Here is a 16,631-nt window from a genome sequence, read left to right as displayed (position 1 = left end):
TCATTTTGGTTTTATAGTTAGCAAGCTAAGTAATAAGTATATTTTTTAATTCTATATTTAGCAAGCTAAATAATAAGTGTGAAAACAGAAAGGAGTACCTGATGTGAATACATCAATCGGACTAAAGCTTTCAATTTTAGACTTTGTCCATATCTATAACGGTACCTCGGCTACGGAGAGTCTTCAGAACGTGACAGATATGGTTCAACTAGCAGAGCAGTGGGGGTTCAACAGGTATTGGTTCACTGAACACCATAACACAACAACTTTGATGAGTACTTCACCAGACTTACTGAGTCTGCACGCAGCATCTCACACTAAAAGCATTCGGGTAGGTTCTGGAGGAATCATGTTACCAAATCATAGCCCTTTGAAAGTCATGGAGAACTTTACGCTTCTTGAAGGATTACATCCAGGGCGCGTAGATCTCGGGATTGGCCGAGCCTCAGGTACGGATGGCAGAACCATGTGGGCATTGTTAAGATCCCAAGAATTAATGGAAGTGAATGATTTTCCAGAGCAATTAGATAACTTGCTTTGCTTCTTTGCCCGTGACTTTAAAGCCAACCACCCGTTAAATCACATCCATCCTCCGGGGGATCATTCAATGGTTCCGGATATGTTTATGCTGGGATCTAGCGAGGGCGGATTACATTTTGCCTTGGAAAAAGGATTAGGGTTTGTATTCGCAGCTCATTTGGCACCACAACGCGCTATTCCTGTGTTGAGAGCTTATCGTTCGAATTTTAAGCCCTCGTCCTATTTAACTGAACCTCAAAGTATGTTAGCGACGATCGTTATTACAGCTGAAACGGAGGAAGAGGCTAAATATACCGCGGGGCCGGCGGAATTAATGTGGGCACAGATGAGTACAGGGGAGAGAAATCTTACTTTTCCTACACCGGAAGAAGCCAAAAATCACCGATACACGCCTCATGAAGAGCTGGCTAGGGAACGTAATAAGGATCGCTTTGTGATTGGAAGTGTTAGACAAGTTGCAGAGCAGCTCAGTCAGCTTTCGAAAGCAAGTTTAGTGGATGAAATCATGATTGCAGACTTTTACCCCAATCAAGAGAGCCGTAAGAAAGGGCATGAATTGTTGGCCAAAGAATTAGGCTTATCACAGGAAAATAAGCGAGCACGTGAAAAGGAGAGCATTCAACCATGGAAAAAAGAATACTTAAAATAGGAGGAATTATTGATGGCGTGGGTTGGAATTACTCGGGGTGGAGACACCCTGATATTCCAGCTGATGCCAGTGAAAATATTGAGTATTACGTACAGAAAGCCTTACAACTTGAACAGGGAAAGTTTGATCTCATCTTTTTGGCAGACGTAAGTCATATTGGACCGGGCATGATCCCACACTATCTAAGCATGTTTGAGGGCGTATCCATTTTGTCTGCACTAAGTATGGTAACACACTCCATTGGCTTGGGCGCAACCATAGCGACTTCATATGCTGATCCATTTACGGTTGCCAGACAAATCGCTTCACTCGACAAGATTAGCAAGGGCCGAGCAGGATGGAATGCAATTACATCGAATTCTGGAGGATTAGCCAATTACAGTCGGTCCCATTTAAGAAAAGCAGATCTTTATCCCATGCAAAAAGAGTTTCTAGAGATTGTTGAAGGCCTCTGGGATTCGTATGAAGATGATGCCTTTATACGTGATAAGGAACGAGGGATATTTTATGATCCGAGTAAAATGTATTCCTTAGATTATACTGGGAATTACTTTTCCGTAGAGGGACCGTTAAATATCAGTCGATCGAGGCAAGGCAGACCCGTGGTCTTTCAAGCGGGTAATTCCCCGGAGTTCATGGATAATGCTGCACAGCATGCGGAAGTTATCATGGCTCCTGGACATGATTTGGAATACCTCAAAGCATTCACTGCTGAACTGAAACGTAGAGTACAAAATCAGGGCCGTTCACCACATGACCTGTTGATGATGCCTTCTCACAATCCGATCGTTGGTAGAACGGAAAAAGAAGCCCTGGAAAAGCTAAGGGAAATCGAATCATGGATGCCTAAAGGTTATGGAATGCCTAAACCGGGGTTGATCGGATCGGCGGAGCACGTTGCTGAACAAATCGAACATTGGTATCGAGAAGGCGTCATGGATATCTTGCTCATTAGACAAGATCATCCAGCAGGATTTAAGGACTTCATTAAATTAGTTGTTCCCATCTTGCAAGATAAAGGCATATTCCGCAAGGAATATGAGGACGACACACTTCGGGGGAATTTAGGTTTACCTTACCCTGAGAATAAATACACGAAGTAAATATTAAAATTCGTTTAACAAGAGGAGATATTAATGATGAAAAACCGAATTACAGAACTACTTGGTATTGAATATCCTATTATTTCAGCTGCGATGACATGGGTTAATTCTGCAGAATTTGCTGCAGCAATGAATTAATATAAGTGATTGATCCGCCAAAGAACAGGAGCGGCTGAGAGAATATATTTAAAATAAGGGAGATGTTTTACATTGAGTAATAAAATTCGTACAGGAATCATAGGGGCTTCCATTAATAATGGGTGGGCGAGTGGTACACATATTCCAGCTATAGAGCATTTGGATGAGTTTGAGCTTACAGCAGTGGGTACGAGCAATATGGCAAGTGCGAAGAAAAGCGCAGAAGCGTTCTACGCAGATCACGGCTTTGATAACATGGAGAAGCTGGCTCAACATCCTAAAGTGGACATGGTCGTTGTCAGTATTAACGTCAAGGAACATTTTAGCGCCGTTAAAGCCATCGTGCCTGCTGGAAAACCGATCTATTGTGAATGGCCACTGGGATCGAATACAGGTGAAGCACTTGAAATGCAGGAATGGGTAGCGTCCGCAAAATTACCAAATGCGATTGGATTACAGGCCAGACAAGCCCCAGCCGTTCAGTATGTGAAAGATTTATTAGCAGAAGGTTATGTGGGTAAAGTGTTATCTGCCAATTTAAAGATCTCCATTGATGCCATGGGTGGCGTGAGTGATAAGTCCAATGCCTACCTGTTTGATCGGAAGATAGGAGGAAACTTGCTGACCATTGTAGGTGGACATAATCTAGATGCATTTACCTACATGCTTGGAGACTTTACCGAACTTTCTGCTCTCACAGCACAGCAGTTTCCTGAAGTTGAATTGGTGGATATTCAGAAAACTATTAAGAAGACGACAGATGATCAGATACTGATTGCTGGAAAATTAACGAGTGGTGCCGCTGCCAGTGTTCATATTCAAGGTGGCGTTAAACACCAGACAGGACTTACCCTTGAAATTTTCGGAGATCAGGGAACGATCGTACTGAGTGCGCCCGCATCCATTCAATTTGGATCACACCAACTACGCGGTGCAGGAGCTACTGACAACGAACTTCATGAACTAACTATTCCCGATTCCTATTACTGGGGCCCACAATCTCTAAAAAATGACTCCGGATTTGTTCTGAATATGGCTCAGGCTTATCGTAAATTCGCACAAGATATTCAAGAAGGTACAACCTTAGCACCTACTTTTGCTGATGCGGTGAAACTTCATCAATTACTAGATGCCATTGAAAAATCAGCACAGACGGGTGAACGCCAATACTTTTAACCTAAAAAACACAAGAATCCGCAGCACTCAATCACATTGTTGCTGCGGATTCTTATTGGTTAGGATTATGCATCATCTAAAGGTACAAAAAGTTGTACTAAGTTCATCCATATTGCCCTCTTTGCAGATGCAACAAATATATTTATGATAGTGTCAATGTTACTGAACAGTAAAATCATTTAACATTTAATTAGCAGGCTAATTATTTTCGGAACTAAAATAAGTGATTTCCACTATGGTGTTGCGGATTTCGATGTGCACATCTTGCAGGAGCGCGGTTTGTACCACAAGGAATATGAAATAAACGGATAGAGGAGAGGATTTTAATGAATCAGACACTTGAGTTGCTTCATAACCATACATCGTTTCGTTCTTATACATCTCAACCCCTGACTGAGGAACAGATCAATGCGATCTTTCAGGCAGCGAATCAAACTTCATCATTCAGTCTCTTACAGGCCGTTTCCATTATTCGAATCACTGATCCGGTGACTCGGAAAAAAGTCAGAAACCTTTCAGTCAATCAACCTTATATTGAAGAAGCGGCTGAGTTTTGGATTTTCTGTGCAGATTTTAATCGCAATCATCAAATTGCCCCAGAAGTGGATATTGAATATATAGAATTTCTGTTAATTGGTTCGTTCGACGCCGGACTAGTGGCGCAAAATGCGTTAACAGCTGCCGAATCTTTGGGACTTGGCGGTGTGTTTATTGGTGGGGTTAGAGCTAATATTAACGAACTATCTGAAGTATTAAATTTACCGAAATATGTGATTCCTTTGGTGGGATTATGCATAGGTACTCCAGCTGGAGATAAACCTGATCTGAAACCTCGCCTACCGCAATCTATGGTGTTGCTTGAAAATAATTACAGTTCTCTTAATCAAGAAAAACTAGCAACTTATGATGAAACGATGTTGAAGTATTATGAAAATCGACCGACAAGAGCCCCTTTCACTGTGAAAAAAGTAAAGGGATGGAGTAACCACATCCAGGATCATCTCCAGAGAAGTATTCAACCTCAAATGATGAGTTATTTGAACAAGCAAGGATTTGCAAAAAAATAGGTTTATGACAAAGCTGAATTTCCTGAACTTTAGAGCTACCGATAATAGCGGTAGCTCTCTAAGGTAAATTGACAACTGTAATTTATCGTGATAAATTTAGCGGGCTAAATATTATTTGAATGACAGGAAGGGATAATTTATGACAGATGCGGTTGATTGTGATATTCGACAGTCATTAGATCGAATTTCTTCCCAGATGCGTCGGAATTATAGTGAGTCTCTTAGAGAACTTAATCTCTATGTGGGGCAAGATAATTTGTTGTATCGTCTATGGTTGGGTGATGGGGTAACCCAGATGCAGCTTTGTGAACACTTGAAATGTGAACCACCTACAGTAACGAACATGGTTAAATCATTAGAGCAGAACGGTTTTATATATCGTAAACGTGATGTAGAAGATGCGCGGATCATGCGTATCTATCTAACGGACAAAGGACAAGAATTAGAAAAGCCGGTCGATATTAAATGGAGGGAACAGCAGGAGAAATTGCTTCAATCGATTTCGACGGAAGAACGGTTGATACTAAGAAAACTCATGCAACAAATGGAGAGGAATATAGTGTGACTCTCTATTCTTTTGATTTATACTTAGTAAACTAAATATAAATCATTAAATTTCCACATGTACTCATGTCGAGTGACAAGAACATAACTTGGTTCCTTCATTTCATTGGACTCTGAACAAGATTTGGATCTGGATAACCCGCTGAATCGAAATGGGTACAGCTACGGAGTAAATAATCCTATTACATTTGTGGATGCTTATAAGCTTTGACTTCTAACTTCAGTAACTCTATCAATTAGCAATTTTCGTCAGCCGCCATATCAACATGAAAGCGCCAAACGTAATATTTATACTATGAAGTCTTATACACCTCATGTTGCGATGCTGATCAGAAGAAGCATTCAGGAATGATGAAAAGAAAGTATTACAAAAATCAGTTGAAGCATATGTGAAAAGATTAAATTTTTTGAGCCGTTAATCTGTGCAATGATGATTAACGGCTTTTGGTTGTCGCAAAAAGGTAAGGAGGAAGGCAATGGAACAATGTTCTAACACTACTACATGGACGTCAGGGTCAGAAGCAATCACCTGTCCAAGGACAAGAACATTGTGTCATTGCGGATTAGATTTTTACCTAAATAGTATCATGATGAAGATCACGTGGCTAGAAAAAAGCACATGAATTTAAAAATTCGCGTGAATAGAGATAAATGCATTTTTAGCGAAAGAGATGCAGGTAGGACGCCGTCCTGTCCAATCATGGGCAAACATAAAGAGCCGCGCGGTAGAAAATCTTACTGAAAGGTTGCACAAATTGCTAAAATGCTCTCTGAATCTGGTTTCAATGTCGTAAGTGGTGGGGGGCCAGGCGGCATGGAAGCAACACACCTTGGGGCACTTTTTGCTGGTTGATCAGAAGAATCCCTTACTACTGCCATCGAAAAATTAGCAAAAAAAGCCATACGATGAATTTCCGAAAAACATGAAAGACATTATAAGTAAAGACGGAAAAAGTATTAACGAGGAATTATTAACTAATCTGCACGGATGGATGCTTCCAGCTTGGGAAATTGCTAATGATCTAAAGAACCACCTAACACCAATAAATCGAAGTTTAGCTGTTCCAACGTGGCATTATGGTCATGAACCATTTACTCCGTTTGCCACTCATGTCGCAAAATACTTTCTCAATAGCATATGGGAGGATGTTCTTGTAACCCTTGCTTCCTGCGGGATCATATTCTCAGAGGGGAGGGGAGGAACGATCCAGGAGGTATTCCAGGATGCTGCCCAAGTTTATTACCGTGAGACAGATAATGGTGAAAAAAACACAGCTCCAATTACTTCAATGATTTTTCTAGATTGCAAGTTTTGGTCAATTCCTGAAACTCCAGATGGTATACCTCACATGCCTGTACTGGATTTGCTTCATCAACTCTTTGTGGTTACAGGAAATATGGTAGGAGAGTTGGTTGGTTTTAAAGTAGACAAGTTAAATAATCCCCTTCGAGCAAGGATTAAATTTGACGAAACTGGCAGAGTTGGTTATGTGGAACTTGAAGATCTTCATCATTTTGCAAATGAGTAATCAAATAGGATTTGATTCTTTCTCTATTATTGCAGAAGATTAAGCTAGATGGAGTGATGTGAGTTCTACAACGGGAAGCCTTTCGAATATACTAGTTACACGAAAAAAGCCGTCATTCATCTCTTGACGGCTTTTTTCATTTGAAAGTCATCTCATGACCCTAGACTCTTTGCGATATATGCTTCATCTTTGAAGGGATTTATTACATCACCTACAGGCTCAATCTCAAGATATCGAAGTTTAAAAGGATCCTCTTTAATAGCAGTTTAATGTCGTAGCATGTCTGAGAGGAAAAGTGAACTATATAATCGTTTCTTGGTGGGAAACGATCGGTAAGTCTTTATCTGGAACTGTCTTACTTATCAGCAGTATAATGCAATGACAGTAGATGGAACTTAAAAGGAAAGCTAATCAGGTCAATCATGGGAAGAAATTTTTTTAAAAAAAATATAGAGTATAAGATGTTAAGCGACCCAGATGAAACGGATCAAGAAATGATCGGTAACGGGTATATAAAAGTTACAGACGCTCAGTTTGACAAAGCATTCAATTGCTATCCACATCTAATAAACAATGAGATTACTTACAGAGATGTTCTGAAAGAAATAGAGGAACTATCGTAGAGCACTCAGTGGAGAGGTATAATTGACGGCAAAATTAGTGCAGCTTTAATGTCGAGGGACAAGAACATGTTCCCATTGAAGTCGCTATTTTAGCGGCTTTTTTATTTTATCGGACTATGTTCTTGTCCCAAGTCAAGGACAAGAACATAGTCCGATTGCCGATTAGGCGTATATCTAATCGGCAACTTGCTCTTCGTTTCATTAAACTAACGGGCAGGTTAGTTTAACAACATCTCGAGGTTCTAATGTGATCTGAAGTGAATATTTATTGTTATTTATTTCATCCTTTAATATGATTGAATTAAATTAAACAAAGAAAGGTCTAAAGGAATATGTATGATTTTATCGCAAGTAAAAAAAATATTAATGACTCTGAAAGTTCGAAGATACTTACCCCAGAGATTGGAGATAGGGAAGAACTCGCTCAATTTAGAGGAGCTCTGTTGACGCTGTTTGGAGAACCTGATTATAAAACATCCAATGCGGAGAATGCCTTTCAATACACCATCACAGCAACAGACAATGTTCAAAGTTCTTATGAAATTACAGTTTATCAGGGACCTAGTGGACTTGCGATAGCAGGCAATGAAAATGAAGCCTCAGTTCTTAATGCAGCTCAATTTTTTGTTGAATATGTAAAGAAAGCAAGACCTGCTGACTTCGATGAGAAATTAGTCTATGAAGACACCGGATACATATTAGAATTTGGTTGTAAGAATGGTGTTTGCTATTATAAAGAGTCACCTCAAACTACAACTACTTTAAAAAGAAATAATATTAGGCTCGCTGATTTAACACCGGGCCAATTGAATGAAATAAATGAAATTGATTTCACAAAGATAAAAGACCCCGATGACTCATGGTTCTGGAAAGAGGATTTATTAAATTTCTCAACAATAGACTTTCCGTTGATTCGTGACTTAATGCGTAAGGACCTAAGTTTGGTTTTAGGAAAACCGATAGGTCTTGATGAAGTGATGCAGATGGGGAGCGATGAGGGTTTTGATCCGGAATTCAGTTCAGAAACTCCTGAGATGGCATTAAACGCGTTAGCAGAAATCTGGGCATGGAAAACAACTGCGGGTAAAGCGTCACAAAAGAGACGCCTTGATTGTTCTTCATTTGCTTGGACAATTTCACGAGCAGTTTATGGATTTTATGGAGGGAATTTAAATAGAAATCACGCTTTAGCTAATGCATTGTATGAGGAGTATAAAGATAGAATCACATCTCAGGAAGATACACTTCGATTCTTCTATGCATTACTCGAGCTCTTCAAATTTAAACGACTAAATGAATAATTTATCATTAAACTAACGGGAAACGTTAGCTTAATAATACTAAGAAAGCAGCTGATCCATGTGATCGGCTGCTTTTGTTCAACTAACGGGCAGAATATTTTAAATACATTTTCAATGGGGAGATGTAACTAATACCGAAAAATCACGTTCATTATTCTAGAGTAAGGGGGCTTGTGATGCATCAAAAAAAAGTATTTATTATATTTGTTACGGGATTTGTAGCTTTACTAGTGGTGCTCTTTTATTTAACTCCTTTTGTAGGAAACCTCGTAGCAAATACAAGATTTGAAGGATACGCTACGAGCGTAGGTATTAAAATTACAAAGAAATCGCCACCTCTTCCCAGTGTTACTTCGGGGCAAACCCAAATTCCAGTTATCCAGAGTAGTTATTGTTGGGGCAATTTAGGATGTGCAGATTATGCAGGAGGAAGAACAATGTTAAAAGGGGTTACTCCTACAGTTATAACTCCTGAAGGAGACATTGCAGTTTCTTTTGCATATAAACCAGCACCTAAACGGTTGAACATTCAGCAATTTCTCGATGATAAAACATTACAAATCCCTTTGGAAAATGGCTCTTTTAATGCCCCAAATGAACAAGGTACGTATTACTACGGAATTTCAGCATTCTGGACAACCGATGATGGTAAATTTTCGTTGGGAGATACGTCAGCAGTTTTTGTTATTGAAGTTAGATGATTAAGCTAACGGGAAATGATTGTTCAGAACAAGTTAAAGTCTGCTGTCGAGTATAAGGAAAAATATAGGTCGGTTGTGAATGTATTAGAATTAGTTAATTATTATATAGATAGTGAGGTTTTAATATGAACTCCAATTATAAGATACCTAAATTGCTGCCCTCACACAGGCTCATGAATTCGCAGGATTTCATCCTGTAGTTAGTGCGGTTAGTGCGAAGAAGAGGAGGTGGGCGGAGCCGGTGGGCGGACAGACGTAAAAATAGGCATGCGGGAACAAAGGCGAGCTACTTTGCTGCATAACTTCATGATGGACTTCATCTTCTTTAGCTTTTTTCCCTCCACATTGTAACGGTGCAAAGCCTCCCAGAACTAGCCTCCGCTAGATTCAGCCATGAATCTGGTTCACGGCGCTGTTAAGTCGCTTAGCGACCGTATCACGGGTTGGCCATGAGAATCGGCAGTTCCTCGTAGGCCTTCCGGCGGAATCGTACAGGAGAGTAGTAACCATCTTCACCATATCTGCGATGACAAGTGCATCCTTACGGTCACCTAGGGAACGGAACGGATAGGACAGGACCGGGATCAGACCGACATCTCCGACTCAATCCTATGTACATCATCATCCGGAGATCAAGGATTGCATTCTCCTGTCGATGAAATTATCGAAGGAGCACCCACTGTTCCAGCTGAGAACGTAACAGGAGTACATGATGGTAACAAGCTGCCGAATATATCCACTAATCTTTACAACTTGGATATCATCAGTATGATAATGTTGTTAACAGGTTTGCTTCTAATAAGATAAAATAAATTAAAATAACTACCTCATAAAGAACAGGAGCCAACTAAGATGACCTCTAGTACATCTGATTACTTTTCTATGATTAAGGATTATATTTCAGGTGACCAAGACCGCAATCCTACTGGTGAATTGCCTGTAACCAAAATCAATTGGGACAAAATTAAAGGTCCTGAAGATAGTTTAACATGGTTTGGACACTCAGCTTTTTTACTCAGTCTTGACAATAAAAAATACTTGTAGATACGATGCTTGGGCCTACTGCTTCGCCCGTTTCTTTTATAGGAAGTTATGCTGCATATTATTGACGAAATGCCGCGTTTTACATGTCAACAAAGCGTGGGAATGTACCTCAGTGGCGCAACGAATTTATATTCTTGTTTAATCGGGTATGAAGTATTAATTAAACCATTAATATTACCGATATAAGCTAAAGGGAGAAATAGGAACTAGTACCTACGTAGACATCATGACAAGGAGACTGAGGAATGAAGAAATTAGTGATATACTGTTTCACATTCATGCTAGCATTCACTGTACTTGGCTTACCTGCTTTACAAGAGAAGGCTGAAGCGGCAACAGCGATACCGATTTTAATAAATGGTGAAAAGGTGAAATTTGAGGTGGACCCCATTCAAACGGAGGGTACAACGTTAGTGCAGTTTACCCCGATTTTTCAAAAGCTAGATTTGTTTTTTCAGTGGGATGGTGCTACTAAAACCGTCACAGCAGTGAAAGAAGGCTTAACAATTGAACTTACCTTAGGGAAGAAGCAAGCGATCGTCAATGGTAGTGTGACTACCTTGCAGGTTGCACCACGAATTGTGAAGGGGAAAATGTTTGTACCGCTACGTCTAGTAAGTGAAGCGACTGGTGCAAGTATTACTATTAAAAGGAATACAATACACATAGCAACATCCAATTACAATTCAAATACCACACCTACACAAACTGCAGCAATACCTTCTAAAAATACTAGCACTCCTAGTAAAGTGGCTGCTGATACTGTTGTAAATGATTTAACTAATAATAAGAGCCTACTGACCTATGATGGAATCCTGTATGATATTAAATATTTAGCGAAGATTTCAGATGAGAATAGTATGGAGATCACGATGCTGTACGATCTTGAAGATACCGATCATATTTTTGATGCAAACATTAAGAACCTACAAGCCTCGATCTACATGACAGTGCCCGTTGCAAATTATTTGCATGATAAGTATCAGTCTACCAGCATTTATATTCACCAGGCATACAGAGGCGTTTATGATAGCGACCCTTCAGGTGATGGAAATGATATGCTGCATAGAATTGGTAATGTGAAATACTTGGGTGGAAAGTATGTCGTAACCGCTGTAGTGTATTCCACTTTATTCGATTATAAAACCAATAAAGTAACCTTAATATTTGATACCGATAGTGGTTATCCAACAACCGTTAGTGTAAGCACTATCCCATAAATAAACAAAAAAACAGGTTCAAGATTTCTAAACGGGTTCCCTTTTGATGCAAAAGCATTAAATGATACATATAATGACGTGCAAATTGACAACAATCTGGCACGTCATTTTCCTTTGTATCAAGTGTATAGGTGGCTGTTTTTAATTCGAAATAATTAAACTATGGGTATCATAATTTTACATTATGCAAAATTCAGTTGTATATTTAGAATATACAGGTATGCTTTGGAAGTACATGAGGGAGGTTTTAATGAGTAGCCTTACTACCTATCTCAGAAACAAACGATTTCAAGCAGGTTTTAGGACACAAGCAGCGCTCGGAAATTCAACATAAACTAATATGTTTTGTTTGCGATGTATCAGTGCATACATATATACTATCGAACAATAAAGAACTTCTGGAATTAGCACTTTATATTTATGATAAAACTATCGGGACCAAAATAGAATCTGATAATGTAATGCTTGTTAACAAGTACCCTTGTTCAAAAAGTACCCCATTTATAAGCTGATGGAAAAGAAAAAGCATTTGCACAACAGAAACTTATCTCAATAAGGTGCTTCAAATGGAAGACAAATCAGCATCTGCAATGTTTATATGAAAAGATGGGATAAGAGAACCAACCAAAGGATATCTGATTAGTTAAAAAATCAATATTGATTTTTTAAATTAATATAGCCAAAAAACTACTCCAAAAGTACACTGTAAAATATATAGTTAATTAAATTTATTAAAATGATAGGAAGGGCTAGGGCGCTTTTTTGACCCATTTGCCTTACACCAGAAATGGCCAATGGAAGTTAAATGGCTGTGTTTAACCCAACAGACAACTTCCCCCGGAATCTTTTGACCGTCGAAGCAACTATATATGACTCCATATTGTGCCATAACCGTTTTGGATTAAGAAAAAGAGCAGGCGCTCCTGGTAATAAATAGTTGCAAATAGCGGACTTTCGGGTACGGTACCCTTATATGACGTCGTCGCTTCTCCTCTGGCCCTGATTTGGTATGTAACTACCCTTCATCACAAGGAATTGCTACTTTTTCATTCTACAGTTTGCTAGAAGTGAATTGCTCATTTATAAGTTAGAAATTTACATATATATTAGAGTTTAATGAAAAATTAACTGGAGGTTTAAGCATGAGAACGAAATTGAAATTAGCATTACTGCTTTCTATTGTTACCATTCTATTATCTGTATTTTGCATTCCTACTCAAGTTGCCGCGAGCCAAAAAGTGATCCAAACGGTTAAATTAAAACCTGGCGAAGCGAAGAAGCTCAAGGTTCCCTCCCATTATACCAATAACACCAACGAAACGATGTATCTACAACCCCGAGCTTATTTGTCCGGATGGGGTCACGCTGGAGGAAACATGGTTTCGGTCACAAGCTCGCCAGCGATGCTAAAATTGCTTCCGGGCGATGGTGGCGCGTTTTCGTATACCGTCAAATTCGCCCAAAAGGTGAAACCTGGGAAATACCTGCTAGAACTCTCGGTATATGAAATCGGTGGTGGTGTATTAAGTGAGTTTACCATCGAATTTATCGTTGAATCTTCAGAATCTAGTATTCTAAAAATCTTTAATGATGATCCTCACAATCAGAAGCTATATGTTTACCAGAGTAGCCAAGGGACATACGGCTATGTTGATAAAAACAGAAAAATCATCATTCCGGCAAAATTTCAGACAGCCAAACCATTTAACGCTAAAGGGGCAGCTCGAGTCAGCATCAATGGAAAGTATGGGTTCATCAATAAAAAAGGAGCCTACTTAATTAAGCCGCAGTTTGACGAAATTGATGATGCTGGATTTCATGAAGGAATGGTTGGAGTGAGAATCGGCAAAAATTGGGGTTTCATCAATGAAAAAGGAACAGTTGTTGTGAAGCCTAAGTATGCTGGTATCTTTTTTTATTCGGAAGGGTTAGCTCCTGTATATTTACATAACGGAAAAGTCGGCTTCATCGACAAAAAAGGTACAATGGTCATCCCCGCGATTTACAGTAGTGTAACGGGCTTCAGTAATGGACAAGCTATCGTTTATAAGAATGGAAAAGCCTATTACATCAACAAAAAAGGAAAAGTGATAAAGGAGGCTAAAGACATTCTGAAGTGGGAATATGATGAGTAAAACTAGTACGAACAATGAAGTCCTGTTTTAAGGAAAACCTTTGTGAGTTATTGAGAACATGCTGCTAAGGCCTGATTGGGAAGGAACCATGATTAAATTAACTTGAGATGAACATAAATGAATAATTAATCTGAGTTTGTGTTATAATAATAGCATCATAATCTAAAGATGAAATTGTAACCAAAATAGTTCATATCCTAGTGAGGAGTTCAGCCAGAATATAGATAAAGTATTGCTTAACTATGTATTGTCGAGGGACAAGACATGGTCCCATTGAAGTCGCTATTTTAGCGGCTTTTTTAATTTATCGGTACAAGTTCTTGTCCCGAGCCAAGGACAAGAACTTGTACCGATTGCCGGAATAGACAAGAACATGTTCCTATTGCCGATTAGGCGTGTATCTAATCGTCATCTTGCCCTTCAATTCATTAAACTAACGGGCAGATTACTTTAAAAATGACGTAACTTATACGGTAAAATTACGTTTTTTATTTTAGAGTAAGGAGGATTGTGATGAATCAAAAAAAGTATTTATTATATTTGTTACGGGGTTTTTGGCTTTACTAGTGGTATTTATTTATTTATTTATTTATTTAACTCCTTTTGTAGGAAACCTCGTAGCAAATACAAGATTTGAAGGATACGCTAAGAGCGTAGGTATTAGAATTACAGAGAAATCGCTACCCCTTCCTAGAGTTACTTCGGGGCAAATCCAAATTCCAGTTATCCAGAGTAGTTATTGTTGGGGCAATTTAGGATGTGCAGATTATGCAGGAGGAAGAACAATGTTAAAAGGGGTTAGTCCTACAGTTATAACTCCTGAAGGAGACATTGCAGTTTCTTTTGCTTATAAACCAGCACCGGAACGGTTGAACATTCGGCAATTAGTCGATGATAAACCATTACATATTCCTTTGGAAAATGGCTCTTTTAATGCCCCGAATGAACAAGGTACGTATTACTACGAGATTTCAGCATTCTGGACCACCGATGATGGGGAATTTTCGCTGGGGGATACATCAGCAGTTTTTGTTATTGAAATTAGATGATTAAGCTGACGGGAAATCATAGCTCTAGCGAGGGAGAGCTATATTAGTCAATACGAATGGAGGGATTTTAATAAAAAGGTAATAATAGGTGGAATATTATTGTTTACCGGGTCGTTGATCTCCTTAGCTTTTATACTGGCTGCTGCTTTATATGTCCCGAGTATCACTGCTTGGAGTGGATCAAAGTTATGGTATGCAATCTTCGGTGCAAAACAGTATTAAAATCGACCAGATTTTCCTGAGTAGTTTGGGCAATTAATGAAGAGCATGAGTTTACATACTATTTCCCGAGGGATTGTCCTCGAATTGTGTGTAGGAGAGACGAGGCTACGGCGGACCAACATTTGCAACTTTTCTTTAACTATACAATAGCTGATACCATAGTTACCGTAGAAAGAGATTGGTATACAAGGATTACAAATCAGACCATTTTTAGATATTGTTTTGATGATGAGGGCTTTGAGCTTTTTGACAAGACTGCTGGTTACTATATTTCTCGTCAAGTAGAGAAGGTTAAATCAGTTGATACGTTTGGATATTTGTTGGAGAGATTCATCCAAAAAGGAGTCGGATTAAGATTCACAACGAATCTATATCCTCTTAGAGAAGCAATATTAGCCTCAGACTTCAAAGGATTTGGCATACATAGATTTAATAACGCAAAAAGACTGTAATCCACTAAGCTAACGGGAAACGTTAGCTCAATAACAACAAGAAAGCAGCTTATCATTGTGATTGGCTGCTTTTACTCAACTAACGGGCAGTTATGCGTAACTTCCAAGGAATGTAAACATCTAAATAACGTAAGGAACGAGGAGGCAGACAATTCATGGGTGGAACGAATGTTTGGGATGCGGAGTGGGAGGTTAACGAAGAGCAGGCGCGGACGCTGATCGGCAGACAATTCCCTCAGCTGTCATCGAAGCAAGTGAAGCGATTGGGCTGGGGCTGGGACAATACGGTTTTTCTCATCGGTGACGAGTACGTGTTCCGGTTTCCAAGAAGATCTATTGCAGTTGGCTCGATTCGTATGGAAGGGAAGCTGCTGCCGAAGTTGGAAGCATATATGACCATCCCCTATCCGAAACCGTTGTTTTATGGCGAAGCAAGTGACGAATACCCGGCACCATTTCTTGGCTATGCCTACGTGCCAGGAGATTTCCCAATCGGTTTGACGGAAGAACGCCGGGCTTTATCGGCAGAGACGCTGGCGAAATTTTTGCGGAGATTGCATGAGTTTCCGCTGCAGGCGGCGCTGAAGTGCGGAGTTCAGCAAGATCATCGAAACTTGACGGACATAGCATCGCGCAAAGTGAAATTGGAAGGATTTCTATCGAAGGTGGTTGAACACTTGTCGCCGGAGGAGTCCGGTGTGATCGAAGCGTATATTAGCAGGCTGCAAAAGGACCGTGTCGAGGCGGTGAATGCAGTGCTACATGGCGATCTTCATTTCAAAAATATGCTTGTGAATGAGAACGGGATCGTTTCCGGCATCATTGATTGGGGCGATCTGAGCGTAGGCCATCCGGCTTGCGATTTGAGCGTTGCTTATAGCTTTTTACCACCTTACGCTCGCGGCGTGTTTTTCGAAATGTACGGAGGAGCGGACGAGGAAACGAAGCTGCTGGGGCGGCTGATCGCGGTATACATCCCCATACTGATCTTAATGCAAGCGGTCGATGACGGGAATGAAGCGATTGCGGCAGAGGCAAAATCCAACATCATGCGGGCACTGTCGGATTAGGCTCATTATTTCGTTGCGGCTATGGGGCTATGGCTATCGGCACCATTT

13 protein-coding genes are annotated in these 16,631 nt (G+C 39.8%); all 13 read left to right on the top strand.

What is annotated here, in order from left to right:
* Window positions 1–103 precede the first annotated feature (103 nt).
* The 13 genes from MKY42_RS16980 to MKY42_RS16920 all read left to right on the top strand — a co-directional run bounded on the left by MKY42_RS16980 (window position 104) and on the right by MKY42_RS16920 (window position 16,583).
* Window positions 104–1,189, top strand: a complete 1,086-nt coding sequence (locus MKY42_RS16980; RefSeq protein ID WP_339843472.1) for an LLM class flavin-dependent oxidoreductase — start codon at window positions 104–106, stop codon at window positions 1,187–1,189.
* Entirely contained in the window at window positions 1,165–2,292 is a 1,128-nt protein-coding gene (locus MKY42_RS16975; protein WP_339843470.1) for an NtaA/DmoA family FMN-dependent monooxygenase, read from the top strand. Before MKY42_RS16980 ends, MKY42_RS16975 begins: the two co-directional genes overlap by 25 nt.
* Before the next feature lie 210 nt (window positions 2,293–2,502).
* Window positions 2,503–3,606, top strand: a complete 1,104-nt coding sequence (locus MKY42_RS16970) for a Gfo/Idh/MocA family oxidoreductase (protein ID WP_090898571.1) — start codon at window positions 2,503–2,505, stop codon at window positions 3,604–3,606.
* Window positions 3,607–3,932: 326 nt separating this feature from the next.
* The gene (nfsA, locus tag MKY42_RS16965) at window positions 3,933–4,673 is read left to right on the top strand and encodes an oxygen-insensitive NADPH nitroreductase (RefSeq protein WP_339843466.1); all 741 of its coding nucleotides are present in this window, start codon (window positions 3,933–3,935) and stop codon (window positions 4,671–4,673) included.
* Between the two features lie 139 nt (window positions 4,674–4,812).
* Window positions 4,813–5,238: a MarR family transcriptional regulator gene (locus MKY42_RS16960; RefSeq protein WP_090898565.1), complete on the top strand. Its 426-nt coding sequence runs from the start codon at window positions 4,813–4,815 to the stop codon at window positions 5,236–5,238.
* 922 nt (window positions 5,239–6,160) lie between these two features.
* Window positions 6,161–6,766 carry a hypothetical protein gene (locus MKY42_RS16955; protein ID WP_339843464.1) on the top strand — a complete coding sequence of 202 codons (606 nt, stop codon included), beginning with the start codon at window positions 6,161–6,163 and terminating at the stop codon, window positions 6,764–6,766.
* Between the two features lie 955 nt (window positions 6,767–7,721).
* Window positions 7,722–8,690, top strand: a complete 969-nt coding sequence (locus MKY42_RS16950) for a hypothetical protein (protein ID WP_339843462.1) — start codon at window positions 7,722–7,724, stop codon at window positions 8,688–8,690.
* Window positions 8,691–8,866: 176 nt separating this feature from the next.
* On the top strand, window positions 8,867–9,391 hold the full coding sequence (locus MKY42_RS16945) for a hypothetical protein (RefSeq protein WP_339843460.1): 525 nt from the start codon (window positions 8,867–8,869) through the stop codon (window positions 9,389–9,391).
* Between the two features lie 852 nt (window positions 9,392–10,243).
* Window positions 10,244–10,435 (top strand): hypothetical protein, encoded by a 192-nt coding sequence (locus MKY42_RS16940; RefSeq protein WP_339843458.1) that lies wholly within the window; start codon window positions 10,244–10,246, stop codon window positions 10,433–10,435.
* 245 nt (window positions 10,436–10,680) lie between these two features.
* A complete protein-coding gene (locus tag MKY42_RS16935; RefSeq protein ID WP_339843456.1) occupies window positions 10,681–11,655 on the top strand; it encodes a copper amine oxidase N-terminal domain-containing protein in 975 nt (324 codons plus the stop codon).
* A gap of 1,142 nt (window positions 11,656–12,797) precedes the next feature.
* Window positions 12,798–13,790: a WG repeat-containing protein gene (locus MKY42_RS16930; protein ID WP_339843453.1), complete on the top strand. Its 993-nt coding sequence runs from the start codon at window positions 12,798–12,800 to the stop codon at window positions 13,788–13,790.
* Window positions 13,791–14,344: 554 nt separating this feature from the next.
* On the top strand, window positions 14,345–14,839 hold the full coding sequence (locus MKY42_RS16925) for a hypothetical protein (protein ID WP_339843451.1): 495 nt from the start codon (window positions 14,345–14,347) through the stop codon (window positions 14,837–14,839).
* An 829-nt stretch (window positions 14,840–15,668) separates the two neighbouring features.
* A complete protein-coding gene (locus tag MKY42_RS16920) occupies window positions 15,669–16,583 on the top strand; it encodes a phosphotransferase (RefSeq protein WP_339843448.1) in 915 nt (304 codons plus the stop codon).
* Window positions 16,584–16,631 lie beyond the last annotated feature (48 nt).

The sequence above is a fragment of the Paenibacillus sp. FSL W7-1088 genome (assembly GCF_037969855.1).
Lineage (GTDB): Bacteria > Bacillota > Bacilli > Paenibacillales > Paenibacillaceae > Paenibacillus.
Note: the sequence above shows the minus strand (reverse complement) of the source record. Positions and strands in the feature narration are given on the sequence as shown.

Bases quoted from the DNA above. Each gene is read 5' to 3' on its own strand.
- MKY42_RS16955 (WP_339843464.1), top strand. From the start codon at position 6,161: ATGAAAGACATTATAAGTAAAGACGGAAAAAGTATTAACGAGGAATTA.
- MKY42_RS16935 (WP_339843456.1), top strand. From the start codon at position 10,681: ATGAAGAAATTAGTGATATACTGTTTCACATTCATGCTAGCATTCACT.
- MKY42_RS16930 (WP_339843453.1), top strand. From the start codon at position 12,798: ATGAGAACGAAATTGAAATTAGCATTACTGCTTTCTATTGTTACCATT.
- MKY42_RS16960 (WP_090898565.1), top strand. From the start codon at position 4,813: ATGACAGATGCGGTTGATTGTGATATTCGACAGTCATTAGATCGAATT.
- MKY42_RS16945 (WP_339843460.1), top strand. From the start codon at position 8,867: ATGCATCAAAAAAAAGTATTTATTATATTTGTTACGGGATTTGTAGCT.
- MKY42_RS16975 (WP_339843470.1), top strand. From the start codon at position 1,165: ATGGAAAAAAGAATACTTAAAATAGGAGGAATTATTGATGGCGTGGGT.
- MKY42_RS16950 (WP_339843462.1), top strand. From the start codon at position 7,722: ATGTATGATTTTATCGCAAGTAAAAAAAATATTAATGACTCTGAAAGT.
- nfsA (WP_339843466.1), top strand. From the start codon at position 3,933: ATGAATCAGACACTTGAGTTGCTTCATAACCATACATCGTTTCGTTCT.
- MKY42_RS16920 (WP_339843448.1), top strand. From the start codon at position 15,669: ATGGGTGGAACGAATGTTTGGGATGCGGAGTGGGAGGTTAACGAAGAG.
- MKY42_RS16940 (WP_339843458.1), top strand. From the start codon at position 10,244: ATGACCTCTAGTACATCTGATTACTTTTCTATGATTAAGGATTATATT.